The following is a 15,228-nucleotide window of genomic DNA, read 5'->3' on the forward strand; positions in this document are numbered from 1 at the left end:
TATTTTTTCTGGCGCTACCGTCAATTTGTATTTACACTTTGCGGCATGCACGATGTCTCGCCCCCTGTTCATGCGCGGACATTCCGCGCCGACACCCGGCCGCACGCCGTCGTCATTGGCAGCGGATTCGGTGGACTGGCAGCGGCGGTGCGGCTGGGCGCGCGGGGATATCGCACGACTGTTCTCGAAAAGCTCGATGCACCGGGCGGGCGTGCCTATGTGCATCGGCAGGACGGCTTTACCTTCGACGCCGGCCCCACAATTATCACTGCGCCCTTCCTGTTCGAAGAGCTATGGTGGTTGTGCGGACGCCGGCTTGCCGATGACGTCACGCTGAAGCCCGTGTCGCCGTTCTACCGCATTCGTTTCGACGACGGCGCCGTATTCGATTGCTCCGGCGATGCGGCCGAGATGCGCGAACAAATCGCCCGCTTTTCAGCGGGCGACGTCGCCGGCTACGAAAACTTCCTGAGAGCCAGCGAGGCGATCTTCAAGGTTGGTTTCGAGGAGTTGGGCGACGTGCCCTTCGACTCCTGGAAGGATATGGCGCGCATCGTGCCGGCGATGCTCCGCTTGAAGAGCTATCGTACTGTGTATGATTTTGTCGCCTCCTTCGTGCGCGACGAGCGGCTGCGTGTCGTGCTGAGCTTTCATCCGCTCCTGATCGGCGGCAATCCGTTTACGACCACCTCGATCTACTGCCTGATCGCATTTCTGGAGCGGCGCTGGGGCGTACATTTCGCAATGGGCGGTACCGGCAGCCTGGTGAAGGGACTGGTCGGGTTGATAGAGGGGCAGGGCGGATCGGTCCGGTGCGGATCCGAGGTCGCCGAAATCCTGACGCAACGAGGCGTCGCCACCGGCGTACGGCTTGCGAGCGGCGAGACCTTGCAGGCCGACATCGTGGTGTCGAATGCCGATCCCGCCTGGACTTATAAGAAACTGCTGCCGGGAATTGCGCGCAAACGCTGGACCGATCGCCGCATCGACAATGCGCGCTACTCGATGAGCCTGTTCGTCTGGTATTTCGGCACGCGCCGCCGCTTTGACACTGTCGCGCATCACACGATCCTGCTCGGACCACGCTATCGTGGACTGCTGCAGGACATCTTCGAGCGAAAGGTGCTGGCGGAGGATTTCAGCCTCTATCTCCATCGGCCGACCGCGACCGATCCCTCGCTGGCACCGCCGGGCTGTGATGCCTTTTATGTGCTGTCGCCGGTCCCGCATCTTGAGAGCGGCATCGACTGGTCGGTCCAAGCTGAGCCGTATCGTCAACGGATCGAACGGGCACTCAGCGAGACCGTCTTGCCGAACCTCGGGCACGAAGTGGTGAGCTCGCGAATTTTGACCCCGCAGGATTTCCAGGATCGGCTCTCATCCTATCGTGGCGCGGCGTTCGGACTCGAGCCGATCCTGACCCAGAGTGCGTGGTTCCGGCCGCACAACAGGAGCGAGGAAGTCGAGCGGCTGTTTCTCGTCGGCGCCGGCACGCATCCCGGCGCCGGCCTTCCTGGTGTGCTGTCCTCGGCCCGAGTGCTTGACGACATCGTTCCTGATGCACAATCGCTGGAGAAGATCGCGTGACTGACGCCTCCGATATCGCAGTCTGCAGGACGCTGCTACGCGGCGGCTCGCGGACCTTCTTTGCGGCCTCCTTGATATTGCCACGCGCGGTCAGCGATCCCGCGATCGCGCTTTACGCCTTCTGTCGTCTCGCCGACGATGCCGTTGATCTCGGCGGCGGCAGATCGCATGCGGTCGAAGCGTTGAGGGATCGCCTGACCCGTGCCTACGCCGGTCAGCCAATGCCGTCGCCGGCCGATCGGGCGTTTGCGGACGTGGTCGCGCGCTTCGCTATTCCGAGGAAATTGCCCGAGGCCCTGCTTGAGGGGTTGGCCTGGGATGCCGAAGGCCGCCGCTATGAGACGCTCAATGATCTCCTGGATTATGCCGCGCGCGTTGCCGGGGCCGTCGGCGCCATGATGTCGCTGGTGATGCGCCGGCGCGATCCGGCTGTCGTCGCGCGAGCGTGCGACCTCGGCATCGCGATGCAACTCACCAATATCGCCCGCGACGTTGGTGAAGACGCGCGCGCCGGCCGCCTCTATCTGCCACTGCAGTGGCTGCGCGAGGCGGCGATCGATCCCGCGGCGTGGCTGGCCGATCCGTGTTACGACATGCGCATCGGCAGCGTCATCGGGCGCCTGCTTGCCGTCGCCGACAAATTCTATCAGCGGTCCATCGCCGGCGTCGGGGCGCTCCCGGTTTCTTGCCGACCCGGCATCCATGCCGCGCGATTGATATACGCCGAGATTGGACATGAGCTGGCGCGAGCAGGGCTCGATTCAGTTTCACGCCGAACGGTTGTGTCCGGATCGCGCAAGCTTCGCCTGCTTGCCGATGCTGTGGCGCACGCTTCTTTTGCGGAGCAAGGCTCGATCAGCGATGATGTGGAGCCCGCGGTCCGCTTTCTGCTGGATGCGGTCGCGGCGTCCCAGTCGACCGTCGTTTTGGGCATGTCGAGATCCACTGGAAAGAGTGTGCGCGATCGGGCCGTATGGGTCCTCGATCTGTTCGAGCGGCTTGAACACCGCGATCAGTTGCGGCGCGCCGGTGACCTCTCATGAACGGTATGGGCGGACTCGTTGAGTTCTGTGTGGTTGCAATGTTCGCGCTTGGTTGGGCTTTGCTCGAGTGGCAGGGACGCAGGCTTGACCGCAAGCGCGCCGAGCGCGAGCCGGCTGAGACCCGAGACGCCAGCGAGTAGAGCATTTTCGAGCGAAGCATGGCCTTGCTTGACCCATGTATTGGATACCGGTTCGCGTCAGGAGAACGTGCCAAAACACGATGATAGAGCCTCGCTTCTGTTTCATCAGAATCGAAAAGGCGCTGTCCACCGCTATCGGCGCGGCATACGGAACGGCAGCATCGCCTGCACGATCGGCATCCGGAAACGATCGAGCGAAAGGCTCTCATGCACGATCTCGGCACTTTCGCCGAAGAGTTTTGCCGATAATTGCGAGCGTGCGTAGAATGGCGCATCCTCAAGTGTGCGCTTTACCGTGACAAGTTGCTCCGCGTCGGCTCGCGCCGTTCGCGCAAGGCGCCAGCCGGTCGAATCCAGTCTGGCTCGCGGCAACGGCTCCAGATGCTCCACTGTACCCTTTTGGTCGAACCGCATGGCAAGGCTGCTTGCGTCCTGATTGCGCGCCATCATGTCGTACGAGACGATCGTCCCCTTTCCGGTATCTGCGCGCGACCACTCCCAGCCGATGAAGTCGTGCTCGAGCGGCGCTTCTCCGTAGTTCATGTCGAAATAGCCTTCCCCGAGCCAGCGTGTCGAGGGACGACGGAAGTCGACCTCAACTTGCGAACAGGGAGCGATCGGGTGCCAGCGATGGCGTCCTGCAGCATCGAGCGTGAAAGCGTTCCCGGTCAATGCGGAGGGATAGACGCGTACGACACCCTGAAGACGATGTGGAAACGGGACGGCCACCTCGTCGATCGTGAATGTCAACGCCTCACCATTCCAGTCGACGCGGCTCGGGCCGATGACGAATTCGTTTTTGCTGCGCTGTATCGCAGCGCGGCCGCGCTCTGTCATGGCCCAGTGCTTGCGCTGTTGGCCATAGATCGCGACGTTCAACGCGCAATGATTGAGTGGGTCGCCGCGGCCGAAACGCCGTGCAAGCGCGTAATAAGGCGAGAAGACGCTGCCGACGAAGGCGATGAGCGTGATGCCCTGTTTGCCATCGTCGCTCAGCGCGTCGACATACCACCACGCGTAGCCGTTTTTTGGAACGACCCGGTCGAAGCCAGGTCCGCGATCAGGCTCGTTGCCGCCATCCGTCCCGACAGCGCCGCCATCGGCACTCCCGGTCCCGGATGAGCGCTCCCCCCCGCCAGATACAGTCCGGGCAGTTTCGTTTTTGCTCCCGGCCGCTGGAATGACGCCAGCCAGCCGTGAGAGCTTCGGCCATACAATGCGCCGCCCGTTCCCGGAAACAACCGATTGAAGTCGGTCGGCGTCGTGACCTCCGTCAATTCCGGTGTTGGATTGATGGTGAGGCCGCACCGTTCCAGCATTCCGAAGGTCCGTTTCGCGCATTGGCTGATCTCCGCTGGTTCGAATCGATGCCGGTCGCCGACTGCCGGCGCATTGGCGAGAATGAACAACCGCTCCGGCGAGGATTCTGCTGACGGCTCGTCGTTGCGATCCTGCGCGCAGACATAGACGGTCGGCTCGCCCGGTAACTGACGGCGACCGACGATGCTGTCGAACTCGGCGCGATAGTCGCGGGAAAAGAACACGGAATGACGAAGCAGCGGAAATCCGGTCGGAGCGGCGACGCAGCTCCATGTCATGGCTGACAGCGACCGCGCCTTGTCGGGAATGGCCGCCACCGTTCGTGCCGCGTCAGGGCCGAACAGGCCCTGCGCGAGTGCTGCCACGTCGGCGGTTACGATAACATTGCCGGCCTCGATGTGCTCGCCGTTGGCGAGCAGGACGCCCGACGCACGACCGGATTCGACGACGACGTTTGATACACCCGTGCCGTAGCGGAATTGCACGCCGCGGCTCGCGGCCATTTCGGACATGGCTGAGGCGATCCGATGCATGCCGCCATCCACCAGCCAGACGCCCGCGCTCTCGACATGCGCGACCAGCATCAGCGTCGCCGGCGCGTCGAATGGTGACGAGCCACAATAGGTGGCGTAGCGGCCGAACAATTGCTGGAGGCGGGGATCCCTGAAATATCCGCCGAGCGCCTTCCAAAGCGTCTGGAATGGCCTGATCGACATCAGATCGCGAACGCCGGAGCTACGCAGCAGCGATGTCATGCTCGGTGCAGGTGCAGAGATGAAGGGCACCTTGAGGATGTCGAAGATCTTCTTCGCATCCGCGCTGAAGGCCTTGAAGCCCGCGACCTCCGACTGACCTGCGAAGCGGCCGATGGCGTCCGCTGAACGCTCTTCATCGGAGAACAGATCAAGCTGGCTGCCATCGGTCCAGGCGTGGCGGGCGAGAACGCTCAATGGACGAAGCGTGATGTGATCGTCGAGTTGCTCCCCGAGCAAGTCGAACAATTCGTCGAACACCCAGCGCATGGTGAGGACGGTCGGGCCGCAGTCAACTCGCCAGTCGCCCAGGACGGCCTCACGCATCTTGCCGCCGGGCTGAACGGCGCGTTCGACCACAGTGACCTCAACACCCCGGGCCACCAAGGCCAGCGCGGCGCTCAGTCCCGCAATTCCGGCTCCGATGACGACCACCCGTTGATTGCTCATGACGTGTCTCAGAACAAACCGCTTGCTGTTCGGGAATATCCGTCTATTATGCTTTACATGTCAAACGTCAATTATAGTTGACACGGCGAGGCGGCCCACAAACACGGAGGCAGGCCATGGATGTCGCGACGCGGATCGAGAATTCTCTTAATCAGGCGGTCGGATTAGCCGGGCAGGCGCGATGTCCACCTCGACTTGCGGCAGCGATGCGCGCCGCTGTGTTTCCGAGAGGAGCGCGGGTCCGGCCCCGGTTGTGCCATGCTGTTGCGAGCGCCTGCGGAGACGACGAGCCCGAGGCGACCGCGGCTGCGGGCGCGGCCATCGAGCTTCTGCATTGTGCTTCGCTGGTGCATGACGATCTGCCCTGCTTCGATGACGCCGCGATCCGGCGCGGGCGCCCATCGATCCATGCCGCGTTCGGCGAGCCGCTGGCGGTTCTCGTAGGTGACGCGCTGATCGTCCTCGCTTTTCAGACCATGGCGCGTGCCGCATGTTCGCCACAACGAATCACGCGCCTGATCGCAACGGTCGGCGCGGCGGTCGGCGTGCCGCATGGCATCGTCGCGGGCCAGGCCTGGGAGTGTGAATCGGAAGTCGATCTGTCGCACTACCATCGTTCGAAGACCGGCGCGTTGTTTGCCGCGGCCACGGTCTGTGGGGCTGCCGCTGCGGGCGAAGAGAATCCGGAAGCCTGGCGCAGCCTCGGCGAAAAGATTGGAGAGGCCTATCAGGTCGCCGACGACATCAGGGATGCGGCAAGCGACGAGGAGGAGGCCGGTAAGCCGATCGGCCAGGATGTCGCGCTCGGCCGTCCGAGCGCCGTCATTCGCTACGGGCTCACGGGTGCGATCTCCTATCTTCACGAACTCGTCGCCGATGGCATCCGCACGATGCCGCCCTGCGCCAACGCCCATGAACTGAAGGCATTGATGGAGCAGGAGGCGAAGCGTCTGGTGCCGAAGCGTCTGGCGCAATTCGCCGCATAGCAATTGCGAGGCCAGCCATGGCCGTCAGCGACGGAATCGAATCGAGCCGTCTCCTCGGCCAGGGCTGGCGGGGGTTTCGCGATTTCTTGCTGTGCAGCAGGCGTTTTCAGCGTTTTGCTACGGCCTTTCCCTTGACGCGGCCGATCGCGCGGCGCCATGCGGCTGCGTTGTTCGACCTTTGCGCGGGCTTTGTCTATTCGCAGGTTCTGGTTGCCTGTGTTCGCGTGAATCTGTTCGCGCAGCTGCGGGACGGACCGTTGCCGGCCGCGACGTTGGCGGCGCAGGCGTCTATGCCCATCGAGGCCATGACGACGTTGCTCGAAGCAGCCACCTCGCTCCGATTGCTGGAACGGCGCGGACGCGAACGCTACGGTCTCGGCCCGCTCGGTGCGGCGATGCTGGGCAACCCCGGCATTGCTGCCATGGTCGAGCATCATGCCGCACTTTATGCCGATCTGGCTGATCCGGTTGCGCTGCTGCGCGACGAGCCGGGCGAGCGCAGGCTTGCGCGCTATTGGCCTTATGCTCGCCAGACGTCACCTTCCGCTCTGACCCGCGAAGTGGTCTCGCCTTACACCGCGCTAATGTCCGCCACTCAGCCTATGGTCGCGGAGGCCGTGCTTGACGCCTATTCCTTCGCTCGACACCGCTGTCTTCTCGATGTCGGTGGTGGTGACGGCAGTTTCCTGATTGCGACCGGACAACAGGCTCCCGCGCTGGATTTGAAATTGTTCGACCTTCCTGGAGTCGCTGCGATCGCGCGCGAGCGATTTGCAGCAGCTGCGCTTGACCATCGCGCATCGGTCATGGAGGGGAGTTTTCTCACCGATCCTCTGCCGGCGGGCGCCGATGTTATTTCTCTGATCCGTGTCGTGCACGATCACGACGACGACGCGGTGCTGCAATTGTTTGCGCGCGTGCGCGAGGCATTGCCCCGGGATGGCGTGCTGGTGATCGGCGAGCCGATGTCCGAGTTATCGGGCGTCGATCCGGTCGGCGCTTATTTTGTCTTCTACCTGCGCGCCATGGGCAGCGGCCGCCCGCGTAGCGTTGTGGCACTGCGAAATATGTTGAAGCAATCCGGATTCTCTGACGTCCGCCAACGCGCTACGCGGATTCCGATGATTGCAAAGGTCCTCGTGGCGCGCGTCTGACGAAATTGTAAATATCAGTTGACACATACAACAGTAAGGTTATCATGACACTTAGACGAGAAGTCCGCCGGGGGAATTAGCCAGATGCATACGTTGGCCGTCGTGCTGGAAACTCCAAAGCAACTCGCGCTGAAGCGGCTTCCTTTGGCTGAAGTCTCTGGCGGCGATCTCGCTGTCGACATCGAATGGACCGCGATCAGCACCGGTACGGAGCGATTGCTGTTCGAAGGGCGAATGCCGGTTTTCCCCGGCATGGGCTATCCACTGGTGCCGGGCTATGAAGCGGTCGGGCGCATCCGATCTTGCGACGCCGATTCAGGTTTCCGTAAAGGCGAACGCGTGTTCGTGCCGGGCGCGGCGGGCTGCTTCGGCGAGGTGCGCAGCCTGTTCGGCGCGGCTGCGTCGCATCTCGTTGTGCCGGCGAGGCGCGCAGTCTCCTTCGATGAATCGCTAGGCGAGCACGGTACGCTGCTCGCGCTTGCCGCTACGGCCTATCACGCGTTGCGCGGCGACCCGAAGCCCGATTGCATTGTCGGGCATGGCGTGCTCGGGCGACTCATCGCGCGCTTGACCATGGCGCTTGGCGGCGCGCCGCCGGTCGTATGGGAGCGTGACGCCGATCGCGCCATGGGTGCAATTGGCTACGAAGTCATCGATCCCGCTGCCAATACGCGGCGCGACTATCGCGTCATCTGCGATGTCAGCGGCGATGCCTCGCTGCTCGACGATTTGATCGCTCATCTTGCGCCCGGAGGCGAGATCGTTCTCGCCGGCTTCTACAGCATGCCGCTCAGCTTCGTGTTTCCACCGGCGTTCATGCGCGAGGCGCGCATCCGCGTCTCCGCCGAATGGCGCCAGGACGATCTCGTTGCCGTGCGCGACCTGGTCGATCGCGGGAAGCTGTCGCTCGACGGGCTGATCAGTCATCGCGCGGACGCCCCGGAGGCGACCGAAGCATACCGGACCGCATTCGACGATCCTTCTTGTCTGAAAATGGTCCTCGATTGGAGAGCATACGCATGAACGTTCATTCGAAGCTCAGCGCCATGACGGAGAATTTGCGTGCGGAAGCCGCGGTAGAGCCGGATGCGCCAGCCACCACGCCGCCGACCAAAAAGACTCAGATCATCGCGATCTACGGCAAGGGCGGTATCGGCAAGAGCTTCACGCTCGCCAACCTGTCCTACATGATGGCGCAGCTGGGCAAGAAAGTGCTCCTGATCGGGTGCGACCCCAAGAGCGACACCACATCGTTGCTGTTCGGGGGCCGTGCCTGCCCGACCATTCTCGAAACCTCGTCAAAGAAGAAGCTTGCAGGCGACGAAGTCAGCATCGGCGACGTCTGCTTCAAGCGCGACGGCGTTTTCGCGATGGAATTGGGAGGACCGGAAGTCGGCCGCGGCTGCGGTGGACGCGGAATCATCCACGGCTTCGAACTGATCGAGAAGCTCGGCTTCCATGACTGGGGCTTCGACTACGTGCTGCTCGATTTCCTGGGCGACGTCGTCTGCGGCGGCTTCGGCCTGCCGATCGCGCGCGACATGTGCCAGAAGGTGATTATCGTCGGTTCCAACGACTTGCAGTCGCTCTACGTCGCCAACAACGTCTGCTCGGCGGTCGAGTATTTCCGCAAGCTTGGCGGCAATGTCGGCGTCGCGGGAATCGTCGTCAACAAGGATGACGGCACCGGCGAGGCGGCCGCTTTCGCGCAAGCGGCGGGCATTCCCGTGCTCTCGTCTATACCGGCGGACGACGATATCCGCCGCAAGAGCGCCAGCTATCAGATCATCGGCAGGCCCGGCACGCCATGGGCGCCGCTGTTCGAGGAGCTTGCGGCGCGTGTCGCGGACGCGCCGCCGCAACAGCCTCGCACGCTGACCCATGACGGATTGCTGAGCCTGTTCAAGAGTTCGGATGTCGGACGCGACGTCGTGCTGGAGCAGGCGACGATCGAGGACATGTGCGGTCCGCAGGTCAAGGCGAAACCCTCGCTCGAAGTGATTTACGACAACGTATGACGGACGTGACGCAATGAGCGAAGCACTTCGCCACGACAGGACGACGAGTGAGAGCGGCATTCATGTCGCGGCTCCGGGGTTTGAGCCTGCGCTTGAGTCTGAGGCGGCCGTCGGCTCCGCGCCGGCGCCCGGCGGCGGATTGAGCTGTCACGCCGGCAAGGACGAGTTGAAGAAAGCCGCCGAAGCGGCCGGCAAGAGCGAGACCCTTGCACGTTACGCCGCCGACTATCCGGTAGGGCCGCACGACCAGCCGCAAAGCATGTGTCCGGCGTTCGGCTCGCTCCGCGTAGGGCTGCGGATGCGCCGGACGGCGACGGTCCTGTCGGGCTCGGCCTGCTGCGTCTACGGATTGACGTTCACCTCCCACTTCTATGGCGCGCGTCGCAGCGTCGGCTATGTGCCGTTCAACTCCGAGACGCTGGTGACGGGAAAACTGTTCGAAGACATTCGCGACGCAGTCTTCAAGCTTGCGGATCCCGCGCAATTCGATGCGGTCGTGGTCATCAATCTATGTGTGCCGACCGCCTCCGGCGTGCCGCTGCAAATCCTGCCGAAGGAAATCAACGGCGTTCGCGTCATCGGCATCGACGTGCCCGGCTTCGGTGTTCCGACTCATGCCGAAGCCAAGGACGTGCTGGCAGCTGCGATGCTGAACTACGCACGGCACGAAGCCGAGGAGGGGCCGGTCCAGGCGCCGCGCGCGCCGCAATCCGGCAAGCCGACCGTGACCTTGCTCGGCGAGATGTTCCCCGCCGATCCCGTTGGCATCGGCATGCTGCTGGCCCCGATGGGACTGGCCGCCGGTCCGGCCGTCCCGACGCGGGAATGGCGCGAACTCTATGGCGCGCTGGACTGCGCCGCGGTGGCCGCGATCCATCCGTTCTACAAGGCTTCGATCCGAGAATTCGAAGCCGCGGGTCGCGCCGTCGTCGGCTCCGCACCCGTCGGTTGCGACGGCACCGCCGCGTGGCTCGATGCGGTCGGATCCGCATGCGGAGTGGCGCGGAGCGCCATCGACGCAGCGAAGAATGCCGCGCTTCCCGCTATCACCGCCGCGCTCGCGGCCCAGACGATCCGCGGCCGCATCACGTTGTCCGGGTATGAGGGATCGGAGCTTCTGGTCGGCCGGCTTCTGGTCGAAAGCGGCGCGGACCTGCGTTACGTCGGCACTGCCTGCCCGCGCACCCCGTGGTCGGATGTCGACCGTGAATGGCTCGAAGCCAAGGGCGTGCGCGTGCAATACCGCGCCTCGCTCGAGCAGGATCTCGCCGCGATGGAGGAGTTCGCTCCCGATCTCGCCATTGGTACCACGCCGGTCGTGCAGAAGGCGAAAGCCAAAGCCATCCCCGCGCTCTACTTCACCAACCTGATTTCGGCCCGCCCGCTGTTCGGCGCTGCCGGCGCGGGCTCGCTCGCCCAGGTCGTCAATGCCGCGATCGCCGGCAAAGCCCGCTTCGACACCATGCGCGAATTCTTCGAGGGCGTGGGCGAGGGCGACAAAGCCGGGATATGGCAGGACACGCCGACGTTGCGGCCCGAATACCGCGAGAAATTCCGCAAGGCCGCGCTGGCGCAAGCCAAGAAGCGCAAGTCCGAGGAGATGATCTGATGCTCGTGCTCGATCACGATCGTGCGGGCGGCTATTGGGGCGCGGTTTATGCGTTCACCGCGATCAAGGGCCTGCAGGTGATTATCGACGGGCCGGTCGGCTGCGAGAACCTTCCAGTGACGTCGGTGCTGCATTACACCGATGGACTGCCGCCGCACGAACTGCCGATCGTGGTGACCGGACTCGCCGAGGAGGAACTCGGCCAGAAGGGCACCGAGCAGGCCATGAAGCGCGCGCGCGCAGTGCTCGATCCCGATCTGCCCGCGGTTGTGGTGACCGGGTCGATCGCCGAGATGATCGGCGGCGGCGTGACGCCCGAAGGCAGCAACATCAAGCGGTTTCTGCCGCGGACGATTGACGAGGATCAATGGCAGAGCGCCAACCGCGCCATGTCCTGGCTGTGGAGCGAATACGGCCTGCGCAAAATTCCCGAGCGCAAGCCCCGTGCCGAAGGCGCCAAGCCGCGCGTCAATATCATCGGCCCGATCTACGGCACTTTCAACATGCCATCCGATCTCGCGGAGATCCGTCGCCTGGTCGAGGGCATCGGTGCGGAGATCAACATGGTCTTTCCGCTCGGCAGCCACCTCGCCGACATTCCGAAGCTCATCAACGCGGACGCAAACATCTGCATGTATCGCGAGTTCGGGCGGTTGCTGTGCGAAACGCTGGAGCGGCCCTATCTGCAAGCACCAATGGGCTTGCATTCCACGACCGCCTTCCTGCGCTCGCTCGGTGAGATTCTCGGTCTCGATCCGGAGCCCTTTATCGAGCGCGAAAAGCATACGACCATCAAGCCGCTGTGGGACCTCTGGCGTTCGGTCACGCAGGACTTTTTCGGTACCGCGAGTTTCGGCATCGTCGCCAACGAGACCTACACGCGCGGCATACGGAATTTTCTCGAAGCCGAGCTCGGTTTGCCCTGCATGTTCGCCTTCGCGCGCACGGCCGGAACCAAGACCGACAACGAGACCATCCGCAAGGCGGTGCATGAGAAGACGCCTTTAGTGCTGTTCGGAAGTTACAACGAACGCATGTACGCGTCCGAAGTCGGCGGCCGCGCGATCTACATTCCAGCCTCTTTCCCCGGCGCAGTGATCCGGCGGCACACCGGAACGCCTTTCATGGGGTATGCCGGAGCCACCTTTCTGGTGCAGGAAGTCTGCAACGCGCTCTTCGATGCGCTGTTTCATATTCTTCCGCTCGCTACCAGCCTCGACAAGATCGAGGCTACTCCGTCGCGCGCTCATCGCGAACTCGCCTGGGAAACAGCGGCCAAACTCGCGCTCGACCGCATCGTCGACAGTCAGCCCGTGCTGGTGCGGATCTCCGCTGCCAAGCGCCTCCGCGACGCCGCCGAGCGCGAGGCGCTCCGATCCGGCCTGGAGCAGGTGACGGCGGAGGTTCTTGCCGAAGCCAGTACGTCGCTGGAAGGGCAAGTCGCATGATCAGGAAATCGTATCTCAACCGGGAAGGAGAGACCGATGTCGATGGCGCCGTATGAGAGCACACCCCGCAACGCAGATTCAGGCTCGAAAGCAGGCTTCGAATATCTCTTGGTCTACACCGCCTGTTTCGCCGCTTACCTCGTGCCAGTCACCCTCAAGCGCATCAGTGCGCGGAGCGGGAGCGAGGCGGAACATCGCAATTCAGTCCTGAGTGAGACGAGCGAGATGGCTGCGAACTGCGCGTCGTCGTCGTTCGTGGGGTTGTGACAAGGAATTCGTGCGGCTCGCCGCACGGGTGGCCATGCCGGCAACGGGATGGCCTTCGACGCCGCTCATGCTTCGAGCGGCATTCGGCCGAAAGGCCTAAATAGGAGGTACTACACATGGTGGACGTACCAAGCAAGGGAGGCTCTCTGTCGGGGCTGACCGAATCGGAAGCCAAGGAATTCCACAGCATCTTCATGACGAGCTTTGTGATCTTCACGGTGATTGCGATCATCGCGCACATTCTCGCCTGGATGTGGCGTCCGTGGCTACCGGGCCCTGGCGGGTATAAGGCGGCGATGGATGGAGCGATCCACTACGCCAGCATCGTTAGCTCCTACCTGACCTAGAGAAGGAGAAGACTATGTGGCGCTTATGGTTGTTGTTCGATCCGCGCAGAACACTGGTTGCTTTGTTCACGTTCCTGTTCGCACTGGCATTGGTGATCCATTTCATCCTGCTCAGTACGAACCGGTTCAACTGGCTAGAAGGACCACGTCCGGTAAAGACGTCGTCCATTTCCGACCCGGCGACTCCGCTCAAGCTCGGCTAGGGATCAATATCTGGAAGCGGGCGATCTGGACGACAGATCCGGTTCGCCCGCTCCCAATTCCAACGGCGAGGCGGCATCGTTAGCACTGGAGGAATGACCGATGGCCATGCTCAGTTTTGAACGCAAATACCGCGTCCGCGGCGGTACGTTGATCGGCGGCGATCTTTTTGATTTCTGGGTCGGCCCATTCTATGTCGGCTTCTTCGGAGTGACGACGATCTTCTTCACGTTCATCGGCGTATCGCTCATTCTGTATGCCGCGTCTCTCGGGCCTACTTGGAACATCTGGCAGATCAGTATCAACCCGCCGGATGCCCAATATGGCTTGTCCTTTGCACCGCTGGCTGAAGGCGGATTCTGGCAACTTATCACGGTGTGTGCGCTCGGCGCCTTCGTCTCCTGGGCCCTGCGCGAAGTCGAGATCTGCAGGAAGCTTGCAATCGGGTACCACGTGCCGTTTGCGTTCGGCTTCGCTATCTTTGCCTATTTTACGCTCGAAGTTATCCGTCCGGTGCTGATGGGGTCGTGGAGCTACGGTTTCCCTTACGGCATCATCACGCATCTCGATTGGGTGTCGAACACGGGGTATGAATTCGGCAATTTCCACTACAACCCCGCGCACATGGTCGCGATCACGTTCTTCTTCACGACCTGCTTCGCTCTCGCGCTTCACGGTTCTCTCATATTGTCGTCGACCAACCCTGGCCGTGGCGAAGAAGTCAAATCGCCGGAGCATGAGAATACAATGTTCCGCGACCTGCTTGGCTACTCGATCGGGACGCTCGGCATTCACCGGATCGGCCTCTTCCTGGCGCTTTCCGCAGTCTTCTTCAGCGCCGTCTGCATCGTCATCAGTGGGCCGGCCTGGTTGCGTCCGGAAGGAGCCTTGTGGTCCGACTGGTGGGAGTGGTGGCGCAGTGTGCCGATCTGGTCGCCGCACGGTTGAATGGAGGTTGCAATGGCCGAATATCAGAACATCTTCACGCAAGTTCAGGTCCGCAGTCCCGTGTATCCCGGCATCCCCTTGCAGCCCGGGATCTGGGAGCGCCTCGGAAAGGGAGGCCACTCCTACTGGCTCGGAAAGATCGGCGACGCGCAGATCGGACCGGTCTATCTCGGCTTCTTCGGTCTCGCTTCGTTGATGGCCGGCTTCGTCGCGATTGAGATCATCGGTCTCAATATGCTGGCTTCCGTCAACTGGAGTCCGCTGGAATTCATCCGGCAATTTCCGTGGCTCGCATTGCAGCCGCCGGCGCCGGAATATGGACTGCAGATATTTCCGCCCCTGCAGGAAGGAGGCTGGTGGTTGATGGCAGGCTTCTTCCTGACGACCTCGATCCTGCTGTGGTGGATCAGGACCTATCGCCGCGCGCGGGCGCTGGGACTTGGCACTCACGTCGCATGGGCGTTCGCGTCGGCAATCTGGCTCTATCTCGTGCTTGGGTTCATCCGCCCGATCCTGATGGGAAGCTGGAGCGAGGCGGTACCGTTCGGGATCTTCCCGCACCTGGACTGGACCAACAACTTCTCCATCACGCACGGCAATCTGTTCTACAATCCGTTCCACATGCTCTCGATCGCATTCCTCTACGGTTCGGCCCTGCTGTTTGCCATGCACGGCGCGACAGTCCTTGCAATCAGCCGTTACGGCGGCGAGCGCGAGATCGAGCAGGTTGTCGATCGCGGCACGGCGTTCGAGCGAGGTGCGTTGTTCTGGCGGTGGACCATGGGATTCAACGCTACGGCTGAGTCCATTCATCGTTGGGCCTGGTGGTTCGCGGTGCTTTGCCCCTTGACCGGCGGCATTGGTATCCTACTGTCGGGAACGGTCGTCGATAACTGGTTCGACTGGGGTGTGAAGCACGGCTTGGCCATGCCTCGATAAGCCTCAATGCAAGTGAGGT

15 protein-coding genes are annotated in these 15,228 nt (G+C 62.6%); 13 read left to right on the plus strand and 2 right to left on the minus strand.

Annotated elements, in window-relative coordinates; all coding sequences use genetic code 11:
* Positions 1-45 precede the first annotated feature (45 nt).
* Positions 46-1,587: a phytoene desaturase gene (locus ACS3WB_RS03960; protein ID WP_438274261.1), complete on the plus strand. Its 1,542-nt coding sequence runs from the start codon at positions 46-48 to the stop codon at positions 1,585-1,587.
* Positions 1,584-2,630 (plus strand): phytoene/squalene synthase family protein, encoded by a 1,047-nt coding sequence (locus ACS3WB_RS03965; RefSeq protein ID WP_438274262.1) that lies wholly within the window; start codon positions 1,584-1,586, stop codon positions 2,628-2,630. Before ACS3WB_RS03960 ends, ACS3WB_RS03965 begins: the two co-directional genes overlap by 4 nt.
* 272 nt (positions 2,631-2,902) lie before the next feature.
* Here ACS3WB_RS03965 and ACS3WB_RS03970 read toward each other — a convergent pair whose 3' ends face one another.
* Together ACS3WB_RS03970 and crtD are read right to left on the minus strand one after the other, a co-directional pair.
* Positions 2,903-3,607: a hydratase gene (locus ACS3WB_RS03970; RefSeq protein ID WP_438274263.1), complete on the minus strand. Its 705-nt coding sequence runs from the start codon at positions 3,605-3,607 to the stop codon at positions 2,903-2,905.
* Between the two features lie 155 nt (positions 3,608-3,762).
* On the minus strand, positions 3,763-5,292 hold the full coding sequence (crtD, locus tag ACS3WB_RS03975; RefSeq protein ID WP_438274264.1) for a 1-hydroxycarotenoid 3,4-desaturase CrtD: 1,530 nt from the start codon (positions 5,290-5,292) through the stop codon (positions 3,763-3,765).
* A 116-nt stretch (positions 5,293-5,408) separates the two neighbouring features.
* On the opposite strand from crtD, the gene ACS3WB_RS03980 reads away from it, so the two are divergent.
* The 11 genes from ACS3WB_RS03980 to pufM all read left to right on the plus strand — a co-directional run bounded on the left by ACS3WB_RS03980 (position 5,409) and on the right by pufM (position 15,209).
* Positions 5,409-6,278, plus strand: a complete 870-nt coding sequence (locus tag ACS3WB_RS03980) for a polyprenyl synthetase family protein (RefSeq protein WP_438274265.1) — start codon at positions 5,409-5,411, stop codon at positions 6,276-6,278.
* A 17-nt stretch (positions 6,279-6,295) separates the two neighbouring features.
* A complete protein-coding gene (locus ACS3WB_RS03985; protein WP_438274266.1) occupies positions 6,296-7,432 on the plus strand; it encodes a methyltransferase in 1,137 nt (378 codons plus the stop codon).
* Between the two features lie 84 nt (positions 7,433-7,516).
* Positions 7,517-8,455: a chlorophyll synthesis pathway protein BchC gene (gene bchC / locus ACS3WB_RS03990; protein ID WP_438274267.1), complete on the plus strand. Its 939-nt coding sequence runs from the start codon at positions 7,517-7,519 to the stop codon at positions 8,453-8,455.
* Positions 8,452-9,450, plus strand: a complete 999-nt coding sequence (locus tag ACS3WB_RS03995; protein ID WP_438274268.1) for a chlorophyllide a reductase iron protein subunit X — start codon at positions 8,452-8,454, stop codon at positions 9,448-9,450. The genes bchC and ACS3WB_RS03995 overlap by 4 nt, the downstream gene beginning before the upstream one ends.
* 13 nt (positions 9,451-9,463) lie before the next feature.
* Positions 9,464-11,059, plus strand: coding sequence for a chlorophyllide a reductase subunit Y (bchY, locus tag ACS3WB_RS04000; protein WP_438274269.1), 1,596 nt, complete (start codon positions 9,464-9,466; stop codon positions 11,057-11,059).
* Complete coding sequence (bchZ, locus tag ACS3WB_RS04005) at positions 11,059-12,507, plus strand: chlorophyllide a reductase subunit Z (RefSeq protein ID WP_438274270.1); 1,449 nt, start codon at positions 11,059-11,061, stop codon at positions 12,505-12,507. The genes bchY and bchZ overlap by 1 nt, the downstream gene beginning before the upstream one ends.
* Before the next feature lie 36 nt (positions 12,508-12,543).
* Positions 12,544-12,774 (plus strand): hypothetical protein, encoded by a 231-nt coding sequence (locus tag ACS3WB_RS04010; RefSeq protein WP_438274271.1) that lies wholly within the window; start codon positions 12,544-12,546, stop codon positions 12,772-12,774.
* 116 nt (positions 12,775-12,890) lie between these two features.
* A complete protein-coding gene (pufB, locus tag ACS3WB_RS04015) occupies positions 12,891-13,121 on the plus strand; it encodes a light-harvesting antenna LH1, beta subunit (protein ID WP_438274272.1) in 231 nt (76 codons plus the stop codon).
* Positions 13,122-13,135: 14 nt separating this feature from the next.
* Positions 13,136-13,324, plus strand: a complete 189-nt coding sequence (gene pufA / locus ACS3WB_RS04020) for a light-harvesting antenna LH1, alpha subunit (protein WP_438274273.1) — start codon at positions 13,136-13,138, stop codon at positions 13,322-13,324.
* A gap of 100 nt (positions 13,325-13,424) precedes the next feature.
* The gene (gene pufL / locus ACS3WB_RS04025; protein ID WP_438274274.1) at positions 13,425-14,270 is read left to right on the plus strand and encodes a photosynthetic reaction center subunit L; all 846 of its coding nucleotides are present in this window, start codon (positions 13,425-13,427) and stop codon (positions 14,268-14,270) included.
* Between the two features lie 12 nt (positions 14,271-14,282).
* Complete coding sequence (gene pufM, locus ACS3WB_RS04030) at positions 14,283-15,209, plus strand: photosynthetic reaction center subunit M (RefSeq protein ID WP_438274275.1); 927 nt, start codon at positions 14,283-14,285, stop codon at positions 15,207-15,209.
* Positions 15,210-15,228 lie beyond the last annotated feature (19 nt).

It is taken from the genome of Nitrobacter sp., assembly GCF_051535215.1.
GTDB lineage: Bacteria > Pseudomonadota > Alphaproteobacteria > Rhizobiales > Xanthobacteraceae > Nitrobacter.